This is a genomic window from Mesorhizobium sp. M0496, from assembly GCF_040321205.1.
Lineage (GTDB): Bacteria > Pseudomonadota > Alphaproteobacteria > Rhizobiales > Rhizobiaceae > Mesorhizobium.
Genome location: NZ_JAMYRC010000029.1, coordinates 1 through 15,407, shown reverse-complemented (window position 1 = coordinate 15,407; position 15,407 = coordinate 1). Strand labels below are relative to the sequence as shown.

Below are 15,407 nucleotides of genomic sequence, written 5' to 3'. Positions count from 1 at the left end.
CGGAGCGAGCTCTCCGAATGGGTCATGGCCGCTGGAATGGCTGTATCGATCCCGCCGGTCCAGAGGGAGCGGATGGGCCTGCCCGGGCCGGCCATACAGTTGGTATGGCCTCGCCGAATGCCCAATGTTGCGCCGGCTCACTCCGGTAGATTCATAGTAACGTCAGAGAAAGCCGAGGCCGCATATGTCCAGAAATCCCATCTCCCGCGTTCGCGCTAAGGGCGACGCCTTTTCCATCGGTGTCACGCTCGGGCGGGCCACCGCCTCTGGCTTCCGCCAGCGGGTTCTGGGCACCGAGGAATTCCAGGCTCTCTACGCTCGCTGGCGTGGATCGGAATATCTTCGTGCGCTCGAATCAGCAGCCTGGGCGGCCTATCCTCACATTGTGCGTGAGATCGAGGGCATCGCCGAGGGCGCCGGGCAAGATTTCGAAACGGTCTTCCTCTGGAACTGCCGGGGCGACCTACGGCTTCCCGAGCACGTCTCTTCAGTAACGAAAGCAGTAGCCGCCGCCGGCTGCACGACTCTTCTCATTCCGGCGGAAGGCGACGCTCCGGCGATAATCGCCCATAACGAGGACGGTGCCGCGGGGTTTCTGGGCGGTTGTATGTGGGTTGAGGTCGAGCCCGACGAGGGCCTCGCCTGGAGCAGTTTCATGTACCCCGGCATGCTTCCGGGGCACACATTTGGGTTAAACGAAGCTGGGGTCGTTCAGACTGTCAACCATATCAGCGCTCAGGACTATCAGGCTGGCGTGCCAAGGCAGGTCATTTGCCGCGCAATCCTGAACGCGGGAAGCATGGACGAAGCGGTCGAAATACTAAAGAGTACGGACCGCGCCAGCGGCTTCCATCACAACCTCGGCGACGCGAAGACGCGTAGACTCGCATCGGTAGAGGCGCCGGCCTCAGGCTGCGCCGTTCGGGAGGTCGCCTCACCGCGTGCCCACGCCAACCACCTGCTCTTCGAGGAATTCGACGGGCTGGAGCAGACGATCACCCTCTCTTCCCGCAACCGGCAGGATGCGGCGGACCGGATGATCGCGGAAGGCGCGCTCGTGAGGGGCGCGGAGGCGGTGCTGTTCGACAAGACCACCCCGATCTTTTGCGACAACAATCGGCAGGATGATACCGTCCAGACCCTCGCCACGAGCGTCTTCGCGCTTTTACCTGATCGCGTCGAATGGCGCGTGCACGCCACGCCGGCCGAACTCGACGAGCTAAGCGGAACGATGCGTGTCGTCTAAATCAAAGCATCCCTATGATTCTATAAGACAATTACCAAGGCCTTGATGGCAGAATTGGCGGAGATGGTGTTACTCGGCCGCCTCGTACGTGCGCGCCTCCGAAATCTTCGATCGGTGCTGCTTTCGATGCTGATCGCCAGAAAACGCCGGCAGATCGCCGCTTCGCTGTGATGCCGGAGTACAAACTCGGCGCTTATTTGGGAATTGTGTGATGTGATGAGCCAGAAATCGTATGCCGCCGACGGCAGCTATCCGAACAGTTACTACGCCTCCTCCCGCAACATACTCCGCACCCCAGTGCGGGTTCAGGGCCGGGTAGAAACCGACATTTGTGTTGTCGGCGCCGGATATTCCGGGATGGCAACGGCAATCCACCTGGCGGAGAAGGGCTATAAGGTCGTTGTCGTCGAGGGGGCGCAGGTTGGCTGGGGTGCTTCCGGACGCAATGGTGGCCAGGTCATCAACGGCCTCGGTGCTAGCCTCGCGACGATCCAGCGCCGCTACGGCGAGGGCGCGGCGCGGTTCATCGGTGGTCTGGTCCAGGAAGGCGGAAAGATCATTCGCCGCCTCGTCAGCCAATATCAAATCGAGTGCGACCTGAAGCCGGGAAACATCTATGCGGCCTATACCCCGGCGCATATGAAGGAGCTCGTATCCAAGCAGGCGCTCTGGCGAAAATACGGCATGGACGACCATCAACTGCTCGACCGCGAGGCACTTCGCAAGCTGGTCAATTCGGGCGCCTATTGCGGGGGCATGCTCGATTCCAGCGGCGGCCATATGCATCCGCTGAATCTCGTGCTCGGCGAGGCGCGCGCCTTCGAAGGCCTCGGTGGCACCATATATGAGATGTCGCCGGTAATCCGCATCCGTAATACAGGTGGCCGGCCGATTGTCCAAACCACAGAGGGTGAAGTATCGGCTCGCGTCGTGGTGCTTTGTGGCAATGCCTATCTGGGCGACACCGTGCCCGAGCTCGTTTCCCGCGTCATGCCGGTCTCGACCCAAATGATCACCACCGTACCGCTCGGCGAAGAGGTTGCTCGTTCGCTGATTCCGAGCGACATGTGCGTCGAGGATGCCCGCTATATCCTCGATTACTTCCGACTCTCGGCCGACAAGCGGATGATCTTTGGGGGCGGCTCCGTCTATGGTGGCACGGATCCAGCCGACGTAGTGGCTAAGCTGCGGCCGAACCTCGAAAAGGTCTTCCCGCAACTCAAGGGCATCGCAATCGACTATGCTTGGAGCGGCAATTTTGCGCTGTCCTTCACGCGCGTGCCGCAAATGGGGCGAATCGGAGCGAACACCTATTTCACCCACGGCTGTAGTGGTCATGGCGTCACCGGATCCCACCTTTTTGGCCGCATCCTGGCCGAGGCAATCGACGGTGATACGACGCGCTTCGATTTCTTCGAGAAGCTACCATGGTATCCGTTCCCAGGCGGTCGAATGTTCCGGGCGCAATATTCGACGCTGGGGTCCTGGTGGTATATGTTTAGGGATGCGGTCGGCTGGTAGCGGTAGCTCTCCGGGGATTGTGGTATCGAGCCGTTCTATCTGCCATCCGTTTGGTGACTTTCGATACGCAAAGCAACAGCCTGCCGCCGTTGTCCGGTCGTCACGCGACCGAGATCTACGCGCGGCGCGCCCTGCCGGTGTCCTCCCCATCGGCAGGGCGGTATATCCACGCGCTGGACGGGGCATTTGGGGCGCGTCTGGACGATCTGTGAGCAGGCTCTGGCTTTCAAGTCCTCGTTAAGAAATGCCAATTCTAACGGCGAACGTCGGTCCGCCGATCGGCTCAGCACTATCCATGTTGGAGGCGTGACGTGAACAAAATTTATACCGACGCGGGCTCGGCGCTTGATGGTTTGTTGTTCGACGGGATGTTCGTTGCCGCGGGCGGGTTTGGGCTTTGTGGCATACCCGAACTCTTGATCACCGCGATCCGGGAGGCATGCACCAAGGACCTGACGATTGCTTCGAACAATTGCGGCGTCGACGATTTCGGTCTCGGTGTGCTGTTGAAGTCGAAACAGATCAAAAAGATGATTTCCTCTTACGTCGGCGAGAACGCCGAGTTCATGCGCCAGTACCTGAGCGGTGAACTGGAACTCGAATTCAATCCGCAGGGGACGCTCGCCGAGCGCATGCGCGCCGGCGGCGCCGGCATCGCCGGCTTCTATACCAAGACCGGCGTGGGCACCTTGGTCGCGGAGGGCAAGGAGCACAAGAGCTTCAACGGCGAGACCTATGTGCTTGAAACCGGCATTGTCGCGGACCTGTCGATCGTCAAAGCCTGGAAAGCGGACCCATCAGGCAATCTCGTTTTCCGTAAAACAGCACGCAACTTCAACCCGCCGGCCGCAACCTGCGGAAGAGTTTGTGTGGCAGAGGTCGAGGAGATCGTACCTGCCGGCACCCTCGATCCCGATCAGATCCACCTGCCGGGGATCTATGTGCATCGCCTTATCCAGGGCGAGCATGAGAAACGCATCGAACAGCGCACGACCCGCGCGGCAGCTTGAGGGCAGGAGAAACGAATGGCTTGGGACAGGAACCAGATGGCGGCACGGGCCGCGCGCGAACTTGAAGACGGCACCTACGTCAATCTCGGCATTGGCATTCCGACCCTGGTCGCCAATCATATTCCCGAGGGAGTTCGGGTAACGCTGCAATCGGAGAACGGGCTTTTGGGTATCGGCCCGTTTCCGACTGACGATCAGGTCGATGCCGATCTCATCAATGCCGGCAAGCAGACGGTGACCGCACTGCCCCATTCGGCTTTCTTCGACTCGGCGCAGAGCTTCGCGATGATCCGCGGCGGCAAGATCGCCATGGCCATCCTCGGCGCGATGGAGGTTGCCGAAAACGGCGATCTGGCAAATTGGATGATCCCCGGCAAGCTGGTCAAGGGCATGGGCGGCGCAATGGATCTGGTTGCCGGCGTGAAGCGGGTGGTCGTCGTCATGGACCATACCAACAAGGCAGGGGAGTCGAAGGTGCTAAAGGCCTGCACGCTGCCGCTGACGGGCCAGGGCGTGGTCGATCGGATCATCACCAACCTTGGCGTGCTCGACGTCGTCGAAGGCGGTTTAAAGCTCGTTGAACTTGCCGACGGCATCACTGACAGCGAGCTGCGCAGCGCAACCGAAGCAACGATGGTTGACTGATCTACCACGGCCTTTAGTGCAGGCTAGACGTTACCGAGCCCTATCGACATCGGAGGTGCTACCCTGAGCACTCCATCCATCAGCAGCAATCAAGGACGGATTTCTCCGAAATTTGCAATAGTGGGTGCGCTTTCGCTCGGTTTCCTATTTCTTTCTCGTCGGATCAGGTTGCGACTTGTCTAACCATCTGGCTCCGGTCGGAATTCTGAATTCCTGCTTTGCTCCCTGCCGCAGCATTTCCATGAGAATTCCGGCAGCCGGAGGCATAGGTGTCTGTGGGTCGTGGATAAGATAGATCTCGCGTTCGACTACCGGATTCACCAACTCTTTTTCGGCAAATTCACAAAACTGCATCATGGGCAGGACAAGGCTGGGCACTGCGGACACGCCTAGATCGGCGGATACGAGGCCCGCAACCGCGCCGACGTCACGAACCTCTGTGACGGTCCCGAGTTGAATTTCGGCAATTTGCAGAGCGCGATCCACACACGTGCGAATGCTGCTCAAAGGATCGAATGCGACGAAGTCTTCCCCGGCCAAGTCGTTCCAGGACACTGTTTCCATGTTCGCAAATCTGTGAGATTTCGAGCATATGCAGATCAGTCTATCCGCCACGATCCGTTCGCAGACCAGCCGTCCTTTCGCCTTTGGAAAGGAAGTGATGCCAAAATCGACTTGTCCGTTGGATACGTAATTAACAACCTCCTCCGCAAAACCGTCCTTTACCGACATTCTAACGTTGGGCCTGGCTTTCCGGAATTCGGAAATGACCGTCGGCAGAATGATGGACGCGACCGACGATAGTGCCGCCAGGCTCACGACCCCATTCAGTCCGCTATGGTAAAGCTGGAATCGTGACATCGCGCTGTCGAATTCCTCAAGGACACGGCGCGCGTTCATCAAAAGCTGTTCGCCGGATGCTGTGACAACGACCCGCCTTGTAGTGCGCTCGAATAGGCGGGTGTCCAGTTCCTCCTCAATCTCCACAATTGTTCGGCTTAAAGCCGACTGCGAGATGTTCAGAAACTGGGCTGCAGCGGTATACCCGCCCCGCTCCGCGATCGCGACGAACGCACGCAAATGCCTGAGAGTGATATTATTCCTCATTCGTGATCGATCTATACTTAAATCATGTTGGATGCGCAATAGTTGTGTGACGAATGTATCGGTATCAGTGCGCGCGAAGCTGATGCCGTTCAGCGCGGGCAATTCCCCCGTCAGGGTGACCTCTTAATCTTCTGGGCCGTCAAGCTCTACCCCGCCACCTTCCGTGCTCAAAACCGCCCGACGACGGACCATCAATCCACTCAACGGTTTAACCTCAACCCTCAGCGCCCACTCACTGCCCAGCGCTAGCGGAAAGGTGAGCAATTACCGATTCCGTCTGTTTGCAACGGCGCAATTTTGTGCGGTTACCGACAATCGCCAACTGTCGGTCCTGAACTGACCGCGCCTGCGGCGGATGCAGCAGGCGCCTCCGTAAAGCTCGTCTCGCATCACCACCGGCTGGATCCGACTAGTTGGCATAGCGCTTGCTCTTTGAACTGCGAGGTTCGCCCAGGAAAGGGAGCCGGTCATTGTCCGTCCTGGTGACACGCTTGAAACCCTGACCACGTCGCCGCCCTTCGGCCAGTTGCTGGGACGGATATACGCAAATACAGGAGTATCGAATATGTCTAATGAGTATAGCTATGACGAGAATTCGGCTCCGACCTATGAACAAATTACCAGAATGCTAGGTAAAGACGCTGAGGCAGACGAAACGGCCGCCTTTCTCGAGCGATTTTCCGGCGGAAGGAGTGCTCTTGAACTTGGCATAGGCAGCGGGCGCGTGGCGGTGCCATTGAGCGAGCGCGGCGTCAAGGTCGAAGGTATCGACAATTCGGACAGTATGTTGAAACTTCTCGCCAAGCGTACCGGTCTGATCAAGGCCTGGAACGAGGACATAGCCGATTTCAGTCCAGAGCAACGCTACGATCTGGTGTATTGCGTTTATAATACGTTTACGCTGCTCTCCACGCGCGAAGAGCAAATAGCTTGCCTCAGATCTGCTGCACAGGCGTTACATGAGGGGGGAGTTTTTGTGATAGAACTGCGTGTTCCAGTCTTGGCTGGTTTCGTCAACGGCCAGAAAATTTCTACTACACTCGTTGATCACGATAACACATTCATCAATGCGGCAATCCATGAACCACTTAAACAGAACTTGATTTCAACCCTCCTCTGGTTTTCTGGCACATCGGTCAGACGTTTCCCACAGCGTAGTCGTTACGTTTTTCACCAGGAGCTCGATACCATGGCCGAATACGGAGGACTTGAGTTAGCGGAGCGTTGGGGAGATTGGGCGAGAGGTGCGTTCACCGATGCATCCAACCGTCATATCTCGGTTTACCGCCGAACAGGATCGCCCAAGACCTCTCCCCATTCGGCAGATCCCTAGTTTGTAACAATATGGCTTCTGCTCAAGGCTCGATAATCGGCAGGTCGATGTAACAACCGGCCGGGCCTCGATGAAGTTGGAGGATGGGCGGCTCGCCGTCGACGGGAACATTTGCAAAGGTGGTCTTGTCGCTACCAGCGAGACACACCCTCAGACGGTAGCCGGCCGGGACACGGGCGGAAATCGGATGCAACGTGAAAGTCAGGATCGCGGCCTCGCCCGGTATAAGCGGTTCGGCGTCGCGTCTCAGGTAGCTGTGCTGTGGTCCCAGCGCGCTGAATGGTGAGTCCGCCCACACCTTTCGGTGCAAGGCGCGAAGCTGGCCGTCGGTGAGGTAGCAGGACACTCCGTCGGGCTTCACGGCTTCCAGATAGGCGAAAAAGTTACCGTCCTCTCGGGTCGAAGTGATGTTCAAATGGACCACGACGTGTCCTGTTATCTCAACATCGCTGGTCAACGGCTCGCTCGTGTAGGCAAGGCGATCGGCGTCGAACTGTCGCCGATCTCCATAATCTACCTTGCCCGCGTCGTTATTAGTGGCCCACCGATTCGATCTGACATCTCCCAAGGTAGGGTCGACCTGGAGCATGTCGAAGCCCATCTCCCCAGGCGACGCGCTTAGTCCGAAGTTATTTGCCATGTGCCACCGACGGCGGGTCGCGCGGGGTGGCCATGAGCGCGTCGATTTCCAAACGCCTTCCCCGAGCGTGTAGTAATGGACAACTTTTCCCTGCTCTTGGGCGGCCTGACCGCTAAAGCACGCGTCCGCGAAACGGATGTCGTTTGCCTGCTGCGTTGGTGTCGTGGGAAGGATCGTCTTACCGGGGCCGAGGAGGGGGTCGTAAGGTATCTCGCCGCCATGGTTCCACGGACCTATAATCACATTCATCGGATATGACTGTCGTAGGAAACGACGAATAGCCCCTTGCGCCGTGCCGGCATCGAACCAGCCCGCCCAGGTCTGGGTTGGGGTCGCTGAGCTATCCAGTGTGTCCGCTACTTCCTGAATACTCCAGTCAAGCATGGAGGCCCCGCCCCAGGACGGGGGACGATCGTCCTTGAACGCCACCTGTCGAAATCCCTCCCAGACAGACGGAACCCGCTCGTGATCGCGCAGAGCCGCGTCGAGCTCCGGCTCGCCGTTCGAGCCGACTGGACGCACGCCCGGCGATTTCTCGCCGTCCGCGAGCGTCAACAGATTGTGGTCGAGATCTTTGACCCGATTGCCCCACGTCTGCCCTATGAAGGCATTCGGCACTCCTCCAGGAAAGTAGTCATCTTCATAAGGATCGTAGTCTGGAAAGCGCGGAATGATGCCCTTGAGCGCAACGTGGTTTCGTTCCGCCATCCAGTCGGCAGTGATGGCGGTGTAAGAAAAGCCGTAGCCCACGACGCCACCGGTGGACCAAGGCTGCGCGACGATCCAGTCAAGCACCTCGCCGAAATCCAATGTCTCATCGCGCGCGCGATGATAAGGCCACACTCCGAAAGAGGCTCCGGTTCCGCGAACATCTCCAACAACAACGGCATAACCGTGCGGCACAAATTGGTCGGCAAGGTGGTTGGACGGACGGCCTTTGATCCCGCGCCAATAGCGGGTCATGATCAGAATAGTATCTAGACCAGTACTGGAATCCTTGTCTAACGGGCGAGAAACATCCAAGGCCAGTTTCACGCCGTCGCGCATCGTCACGTATGTCGATACCACATGTCCGATCTCAAAGGGCATCGCAGCAGCACCATCGAGATCGAATCGGAAAATCGAATTTGGCGTCCCCTGACGAGAGCGACTCATACAAGTCTCCTTATTCTCTAATCTTTCCCAAATGCCATTATCGCGTACGATCCGCAGATGAGGCTCGTTCTGACGATCGGAATCATTGGCGCGTACTACAGCACTGCGTCCAACATTATTTGGGTATAGATTGATCGCAAAAGGACACTAATAAACCTGGCTGGTCAGGTATTTGCGTGTTGGTTGCGATTGTGGGGCGAGGCGACACAGGGCCGCGGCCCCGTCTTTGAACATCGCTCATCGGCTAGTGGCACGAAGGCGATTACATCGCCGGATGTTCGTTCAAGGAAGGATGAGAACCCCAACTGCTTGACCGCCGATCGCTAAGCTCGTGACCGACATTTCGATATTGTTTTTGTCGGCGTCACCGTCCGGATTTTGCGCGCGACCTGCCGTCGACCATCGATTCAAAGCTGGGCACGACGGTCTTGCAACCAGCAGTGCGCGTTGCTCCCTCCGCGATCCGCGCCAGCAACGAATGTCCGGAGTGCCTACCGATTATTGCGCTCTAACGATCAATCTATGTGCAAAAAATGTTAGACGCGCAATATTTTTTGGCGACACTGGAGGGATCAGCCGCAAAGAGAATATCCATGAACGAAGTTGTTACGAAGCAAGAAAATCAAGCGTTTCACATTACCTTCAACCGCCCAGAGCGGCTGAATGCCGTCAACGAAGTCCTCTATCAACAAACGTTGGATGCCCTCCAGTATGCAGATAACGACCCAAATATACGCTGTGTGGTCCTTTCCGGAAACGGTCGGGCATTCTGTGCGGGTGCCGATCTAAAGGCCCACAAATCTGGCGTCCGGACGCGCGATGAGCGCGAGGCCTATATCACGCTTGGGCAGCGCGTTTGCGAACAGATTCAGACGATGAAAACGCCCGTTATCGCCCAAGTGCATGGTTATGCCGTCGGGGGCGGAGCGGAAATCGCGACCTCTGCTGATTTTCTGATCATATCCGAGGATGCCCAGCTCGGGTTTCCGGAAGTTGCTATTGGCACCTATGTAGGGGGAGGTGTAACGGTCCGCCTCCCTAGCCTTATTGGATTAAGAAATGCGGCAAGTCTTTTGCTGCTGGGCAACAGGATAACCGGCGCGAAATGCTTGGAGATTGGCCTGGCAACCGAGGCTCCGGCAGCGGATCAGCTGGTGGAGCGTACCACCGCGCTGGTGGAGCGACTCGTAAAGAACGCGCCGTTGCCGATGGCCCGCCTTAAGGCGGCGATCAATTTCCCGAAAAGCCCTGAAAGCCTATTCCGTGCCGAGGCCGAAGACGTGCTGGCGATCATGGAAACGAAGGATTGGGCTGAGGGAGTCGCAGCTTTTGCCGAACGCCGCTCCCCCAAGTTTGAAGGAAAATAGGAATGGACGCCCTCAATAAAGCAACAGCGGTGAGCCGAATACTTCAGCCGCATTCCGTCGCGGTCATTGGCGCATCTGCAAGTCCCTCCAAGCGCGGATATCAGATCATCAACGCGTTGCAAAAGGCCGGCTACAGTTATTCAATCCTTCCGGTCAACCCAAAGGGGGGGGCGATCCTGGGTTTGCCCGTAGTCACCGAAATTGATGCCCTTCCGGAGGGCGTTGATATTGCGGTGATAGTTCGGCCGGCTGAGGAGGTGCCAGATCTTCTTCTCCAGTGCGGCAAAAAGGGCATCGCGGGTGCCATTATTGTCGCACATGGGTTTGGCGAGCGGGGAGACCAAGCAGCAAGCACGGAAAAGAGATTGCGTGTCGCCTTAGCAGAAAGCGGGGTCCGCATTATTGGGCCCAACACGTCAGGGATGGTAAACTGTACCGTGCAGGCGGACCTAATCGGCCTGCCGGAACTGCCGCCATTGGGACCGGTCAGTGTCTTAACGCAAAGCGGCAACATGATCCTGACCGTACTCGAGGATAGCCGCGCGATTAATGGTCCCGGCTTCGACATCATCGCTGGATTGGGTAACCAGGCTGATGTTGGATATGACGAACTGATCGAAGAGCTTTGCCTGCGCAAGAGCACTCGTTCAATTGCAATCTACAATGAAGGTTTCATTGATGGGCGGCGCTTTCTGAATTCGGCCGCACGAGTAGCGGAGAACTGTCCGATTGTAATGCTCCGAGGAGTGCGGTCCCACGAAGGTGGAAAGGCGGCGCTTTCTCATACGGGTTCAATTGCTGGCGCTGACGATATCGCTCTGAGGGTGCTGCCGCAAATGGGCGTTACGCTGGTCGACCGCTCGGACGAATTGCTTCCGATAGCTGCGCTTCTGGCAACCACTCCTCTTCCCAGACCAGGGGCTGGGATTGTGGTTCTGGCTGACGGTGGTGGACATGCCACGCTGGCGGTTGATGCTCTATCTCGCGCGGGGGTACCTTTTGCATCTCTTTCTGGGGAAACCAGAGCTAAGTTGAGAAAGGTGCTCGGGGAGGAAGCCAGTGTTGAAAATCCGATCGACGTTTACAGCGCCATAGATGCCCATCCAGATGTCTTTCCGGAATGCATCGAGATCTTGGCGGCAGATCCAGAGGTAGGGCTCATTCTGACATCCGGGATGTTTGGAGCGTACCATTTGAGGTTCGAAGCTTCTCTCGTGACAGCTGAGAATTCGGCCGCCGAGCGTATCGTTGCATTGCAAAAGACCTCTGGCCTTCCTCTGGTTTTCCATAGTTGCTATGCCAGCCGAATGCCTGAGAACCACCAGATCTTGCGAAACGGCGGCATGCAAGTCTTTACCTCGTTGGATTGGGCTGTTGCAGGCGCGAGAGCGCTCATCGAGAGGGCAACCTGGCTTTCAAAGCACAGCAGCCCCAACGCAACGTTGGCAACTGGGGGGCCGAGCGTGGTCGTGCCCAACGGCTTGTCGGCAGAGACGACGGCTCGCGAGATACTGCAGAAATTGGGCGTGGACACTGGTCAATGGTTGGCTGCTGTCGATGCGGAATCCGTCGAGGCAGCCGTTTCCGGGTTCGCAACTTCTTGTGCGGTGAAGGTTGATTCGGCGGCGGTTAGCCATAAGTCTGACGTAGGCGGCGTGCGTCTCGGAGTGAGGAGAGAGGCGGCGCAGGCTGCAGCCGCCGATATCACAAAGGCCGTGAAATCACACGCCGGTCCAGGAACAACCTTCGGTTTCATCGTCACGCCGATGGTGGATCGCGGCACAGAACTATTTGTGGGTGCTACGAACGATCCTGTTTTCGGTCCGGTGATCTTGTTCGGCTCAGGGGGCGTGTTGGTTGAGGCGGCCAAAGACGTGACCTTCCGCGCGGCACCGGTCTCTCCAGACGAAGCCTTGAACATGATTGAGGAAACGCGTGTTGCGAAGATCCTCGACGGTTTCAGGCGCTTTCCGAGAGTCGACAAGCTATCTCTCGCCAAGTTCATCTCGTCCTTGTCTATGGCGGTCTTGAGAATGGAAAATCTTGCGGAGCTCGACATCAACCCGATTATCGCTAACGAAAGCGGTATCTATCCGGTGGATGTGAGGTTGGTCGGAAAATAATAGCCGCCGCGATGATTAAATCGCTTATTTTCAGCCAAAGGCCTAGCTGATGGGCGAATTCGTTCGCATTTTCGAGATGTCGGCACGCGACGGGCTCCAAAACGAGGGGCGCCTCGTGCCGGCTGCTGAAAAGATTCGACTTATTGACATGCTGTCGGACTGCGGCTTGCAGAAGATCGAGGCAACCTCCTTCGTGTCGCCGAGGTGGGTGCCGCAGATGGCTGACGCTGTGGGGGTTATGGCCGGTATTCGCCGTGCGCCCGGCGTCGTCTACGCGGTGCTGGTCCCCAACTTGAAGGGCTACGAAGCGGCGCGGGCGGCCAACGCTGACGAGATCGCCGTGTTCGCATCGGCCTCCGAAACCTTCAGCCATAAGAACATTAACTGCTCGATTGCCTTGAGCCTCGAGCGGTTCCGCCCCGTGCTCGCTGCGGCTTCCGCCGACGGCACTCCGGTGCGGGGCTATGTCTCCTGCGTCACCGACTGTCCTTACGAAGGGCCGGTATCACCCGCTGCCGCCATGAGAGTTGCGGCCGAACTCCTTGCGATGGGCTGCTATGAGATTTCGCTTGGCGACACAATCGGGCAAGGGACCCCTGCCACCATCGCGGCCATGCTTGATGCCGTGTCGGAAGAGGTGCCGGCCGAGAGGCTTGCCGGACATTACCACGACACGGGGGGGCGGGCCCTCGATAACATCCTTGTAAGCATAGAGAAGGGCTTGCGCACCTTCGACGCCGCGGTCGGTGGCCTTGGCGGCTGCCCTTTCGCCCCTGGTGCGCAGGGCAATGTGGACACCCTCGCCGTCGCCGCAATGCTAGCCGACAAAGGCTATGAGACGGGTCTCCATATAGAGCGACTGAGGGCGGCGGCCCGCTTCGCGGACAGCCTGAGGGAGGAGCGGCCATGAACTTCGAGACCATCCGTGTCACTACTGACGAGATCGGCGTCTCTACGTTGACTCTCGCCCGCCCGGACAAGCACAACGCCATGTCGGGACAGATGATCGCCGAACTTGCGGCCGCCGCCGAACTGCTCGCCAATGACGACAAGGTGCGAGCGGTGGTGCTGACGGGCAAGGGGGACAGCTTCTGTGCCGGTGCCGACCTCGCCTGGATGCGGGCGCAGGCCTCCGCCGCTCGTGACGAGCGAATCGCCGAGGCCAGGAAGCTGGCGCTGGCTCTGCGCGCGCTCAACGAACTACCGAAGCCGCTGATCGGCCGCATCAACGGCCAAGCATTCGGCGGCGGTCTCGGCCTAATGAGCGTCTGCGACGTCGCGATAGCAGTCGACACCGCGAAGTTCGGCTTCACCGAGGTCAGGCTAGGCCTCATCCCCGCGACGATCTCTCCGTATGTCCTGGCTCGGATGGGGGAGGGCCGGGCGCGGCGGGTCTTCATGTCAGCCAGGATATTCAACGCCAATGAAGCCCGCGAACTCGGACTGCTTTCCAACGCCGTGTCCCCGGCCGACCTAGAGGCGGCGGTCGAGGCCGAGGTCCGGCCCTATCACTCGGCCTCGCCGCAGGCCGTCGCCGCCTCCAAGGCGCTTGCGCGCCGACTTGGGCCGGCAATCGACGACGCGGTCATCGGAGAGACGGTCGCTCTGCTGGCCAATGCATGGGAAACGACCGACGCCGCCGAAGGAATCGCGGCCTTCTTCGATCGCCGCAGGCCGCGTTGGCAGGCGTGAGGCTAGCCGGGAGCCGTTCGATGGTCGCCGCTCGAACAGGCAGAGCGGCGAACGACGAATTGCCGTAACAATCTAACAATCACGGTCATCTCCCACAGAGTTGTATCGCAACCTCGCTCTGTCACATCGCCGGCTGCTATCCGCATGGGATCTGGATGTCGGCGGCGTGAACGAGGGCCATGCATCAAGAGGCTTTGGGTGCATAGGAGAGTATGCCGCTCTTGCCCATGATCTTCTTGCCCAGATCATATGTGGCTCTATCGAGCGCGGCCCATTCCGCACTTTTCACGCTCTGCTGACGATGATGGATGCCGTAGGGGGATCCTCACGCCCCCGTATGTTCCAGGAAGGCGACTTAGATGTGAGCTTTCGGGAGGTTGTCCATTCGAACCGGAGGGAGGAGACTGGAGTTACCAGGCTTCAGCATCCACCGGAGGGTCCGAATGAACATCCACAAGAATGCCCGTCTGACGCCTTTGCGTCGAGAGGAGATGGCGCTTTCGATGATAGAAGGTGCTTTTTCCCAAGCCCATGCGGCGCGCGTCTACGGCGTGTCGGCCAAGATCGTGGCGCGTTGGGTCGAGCGCTATAAGGCCGAAGGGCGCGCAGTGTCGGCCGTTCCTCGCGGGCCGCCCATATGTGCTTCAGATCTTGTCTATCGATTGTGCGAGCAGATGTTGGTGGTCGAAACCTTGTAGAAACGGGCTGGAAAAGCAGCGCGCCCACCGCTGCTACTTTCCGCGCACCTGCGCTATGAAAAATCTTGCTGAATTGCTTGAAATTTACCGAGCGCTCACGCTCATTTTGCGTAAAATTGTGCGCACATTATTCGGACATGCTTGCAATCAGTGACCTGTACTCACTTGTTGAAATGTTACTCTTGTTGGGGCCCGCCCCGCCATCGGCTTGCCAGCCGATCGCACTGCGAAGGAAATTGTTGCCCAGGCCAATGAATGACCGGTTGTCCGTTCCGTGCCGTGCCGTGCCGTGCCGTGCCGTGCCGTGCCGTGCCGTGCCGTGCCCGCCCGCGCTGGGCTCGTAGAGAAGGCCCGGCTGGCGTTTGAATCCGGCGCCTGGTCGCGGGCGCATCCGAGCGAGCGCAAGCGCGTTCTGCGGCGGCTCGTGAAACTGATAGAGCGAAACGCCCATGAGCTTGCGGTGCTTGAGACGCTCGAAAGCGGCAAGCCGATCTATGACGTCGCAACCATAGACATTCCCGAGGCGCTGCATTGCCTGGAATGGCACGCGGAAGCCACCGACAAACTATACGGCCAGACATCGCCGTCCGGCGATGATGTCGTTTCGATGATCGTGCGCCAGCCGCTGGGCGTGGTCGCCTGCGTTTTGCCCTGGAATTTCCCGATCCTGATGCTGGCCTGGAAGATCGGGCCGGCGCTCGCGACCGGAAACTCGGTCATTGTGAAGCCGGCCGAGCACTTCCAAGTAATTGCTACGGGCCCGGGGGGGGGGGGGGGGGGGGCGGCGGGGGGGGGGGAGGGGGGGGGCGGGGGGGGGGGGGGGGGGGGGGGGGGGGCGGGGGGGGGGGGGGGGCGGCCGGGCGGGGGGGG

Annotated in this window: 12 protein-coding genes and 1 pseudogene; 11 read left to right on the top strand and 2 right to left on the bottom strand. The window is 58.8% G+C overall.

The genetic code is table 11. From position 1 onward, the window contains the following. Positions 1-184: 184 nt before the first annotated feature. The 4 genes from NKI73_RS22260 to NKI73_RS22245 all read left to right on the top strand — a co-directional run bounded on the left by NKI73_RS22260 (position 185) and on the right by NKI73_RS22245 (position 4,422). Positions 185-1,246: a C45 family autoproteolytic acyltransferase/hydrolase gene (locus NKI73_RS22260; RefSeq protein ID WP_031240982.1), complete on the top strand. Its 1,062-nt coding sequence runs from the start codon at positions 185-187 to the stop codon at positions 1,244-1,246. Positions 1,247-1,462: 216 nt separating this feature from the next. Then, positions 1,463-2,767 (top strand): NAD(P)/FAD-dependent oxidoreductase, encoded by a 1,305-nt coding sequence (locus NKI73_RS22255; RefSeq protein WP_023783300.1) that lies wholly within the window; start codon positions 1,463-1,465, stop codon positions 2,765-2,767. A gap of 368 nt (positions 2,768-3,135) precedes the next feature. Next, positions 3,136-3,777 (top strand): CoA transferase subunit A, encoded by a 642-nt coding sequence (locus tag NKI73_RS22250; protein ID WP_084569716.1) that lies wholly within the window; start codon positions 3,136-3,138, stop codon positions 3,775-3,777. A 15-nt stretch (positions 3,778-3,792) separates the two neighbouring features. Then, positions 3,793-4,422: a 3-oxoacid CoA-transferase subunit B gene (locus tag NKI73_RS22245; RefSeq protein WP_352633018.1), complete on the top strand. Its 630-nt coding sequence runs from the start codon at positions 3,793-3,795 to the stop codon at positions 4,420-4,422. 144 nt (positions 4,423-4,566) lie between these two features. Here the strand turns inward: NKI73_RS22245 and NKI73_RS22240 are convergent, their stop codons facing one another. Further along, entirely contained in the window at positions 4,567-5,631 is a 1,065-nt protein-coding gene (locus NKI73_RS22240) for a LysR family transcriptional regulator (RefSeq protein ID WP_198030211.1), read from the bottom strand. A gap of 463 nt (positions 5,632-6,094) precedes the next feature. On the opposite strand from NKI73_RS22240, the gene NKI73_RS22235 reads away from it, so the two are divergent. Next, a complete protein-coding gene (locus tag NKI73_RS22235) occupies positions 6,095-6,862 on the top strand; it encodes a class I SAM-dependent DNA methyltransferase (RefSeq protein WP_023783304.1) in 768 nt (255 codons plus the stop codon). A 22-nt stretch (positions 6,863-6,884) separates the two neighbouring features. Here the strand turns inward: NKI73_RS22235 and NKI73_RS22230 are convergent, their stop codons facing one another. Continuing rightward, on the bottom strand, positions 6,885-8,657 hold the full coding sequence (locus tag NKI73_RS22230; RefSeq protein ID WP_352633017.1) for a CocE/NonD family hydrolase: 1,773 nt from the start codon (positions 8,655-8,657) through the stop codon (positions 6,885-6,887). Between the two features lie 593 nt (positions 8,658-9,250). On the opposite strand from NKI73_RS22230, the gene NKI73_RS22225 reads away from it, so the two are divergent. The 6 genes and pseudogenes from NKI73_RS22225 to NKI73_RS22200 all read left to right on the top strand — a co-directional run. Continuing rightward, positions 9,251-10,024 (top strand): enoyl-CoA hydratase/isomerase family protein, encoded by a 774-nt coding sequence (locus tag NKI73_RS22225; RefSeq protein WP_352633016.1) that lies wholly within the window; start codon positions 9,251-9,253, stop codon positions 10,022-10,024. A 2-nt stretch (positions 10,025-10,026) separates the two neighbouring features. Continuing rightward, positions 10,027-12,147 carry an acetate--CoA ligase family protein gene (locus NKI73_RS22220; RefSeq protein WP_023783307.1) on the top strand — a complete coding sequence of 707 codons (2,121 nt, stop codon included), beginning with the start codon at positions 10,027-10,029 and terminating at the stop codon, positions 12,145-12,147. Positions 12,148-12,196: 49 nt separating this feature from the next. Beyond that, the gene (locus NKI73_RS22215) at positions 12,197-13,057 is read left to right on the top strand and encodes a hydroxymethylglutaryl-CoA lyase (RefSeq protein WP_023783308.1); all 861 of its coding nucleotides are present in this window, start codon (positions 12,197-12,199) and stop codon (positions 13,055-13,057) included. Beyond that, complete coding sequence (locus tag NKI73_RS22210; protein ID WP_023783309.1) at positions 13,054-13,839, top strand: crotonase/enoyl-CoA hydratase family protein; 786 nt, start codon at positions 13,054-13,056, stop codon at positions 13,837-13,839. The genes NKI73_RS22215 and NKI73_RS22210 overlap by 4 nt, the downstream gene beginning before the upstream one ends. Positions 13,840-14,282: 443 nt before the next feature. After that, positions 14,283-14,444 (top strand): annotated as a pseudogene (locus tag NKI73_RS22205) (helix-turn-helix domain-containing protein); the annotation flags it as partial. A 367-nt stretch (positions 14,445-14,811) separates the two neighbouring features. Next, positions 14,812-15,407 (top strand): aldehyde dehydrogenase family protein (locus NKI73_RS22200; protein WP_352633015.1); only part of this gene is annotated, 596 nt, incomplete at its 3' end.

What these genes read in the sequence shown, in the direction of transcription:
- NKI73_RS22220 (WP_023783307.1), top strand. Translation starts at nt 10,027, where the DNA reads ATGGACGCCCTCAATAAAGCAACAGCGGTGAGCCGAATACTTCAGCCG.
- NKI73_RS22235 (WP_023783304.1), top strand. Translation starts at nt 6,095, where the DNA reads ATGTCTAATGAGTATAGCTATGACGAGAATTCGGCTCCGACCTATGAA.
- NKI73_RS22215 (WP_023783308.1), top strand. Translation starts at nt 12,197, where the DNA reads ATGGGCGAATTCGTTCGCATTTTCGAGATGTCGGCACGCGACGGGCTC.
- NKI73_RS22210 (WP_023783309.1), top strand. Translation starts at nt 13,054, where the DNA reads ATGAACTTCGAGACCATCCGTGTCACTACTGACGAGATCGGCGTCTCT.
- NKI73_RS22250 (WP_084569716.1), top strand. Translation starts at nt 3,136, where the DNA reads ATGTTCGTTGCCGCGGGCGGGTTTGGGCTTTGTGGCATACCCGAACTC.
- NKI73_RS22245 (WP_352633018.1), top strand. Translation starts at nt 3,793, where the DNA reads ATGGCTTGGGACAGGAACCAGATGGCGGCACGGGCCGCGCGCGAACTT.
- NKI73_RS22230 (WP_352633017.1), bottom strand. Translation starts at nt 8,657, where the DNA reads ATGAGTCGCTCTCGTCAGGGGACGCCAAATTCGATTTTCCGATTCGAT.
- NKI73_RS22260 (WP_031240982.1), top strand. Translation starts at nt 185, where the DNA reads ATGTCCAGAAATCCCATCTCCCGCGTTCGCGCTAAGGGCGACGCCTTT.
- NKI73_RS22255 (WP_023783300.1), top strand. Translation starts at nt 1,463, where the DNA reads ATGAGCCAGAAATCGTATGCCGCCGACGGCAGCTATCCGAACAGTTAC.
- NKI73_RS22225 (WP_352633016.1), top strand. Translation starts at nt 9,251, where the DNA reads ATGAACGAAGTTGTTACGAAGCAAGAAAATCAAGCGTTTCACATTACC.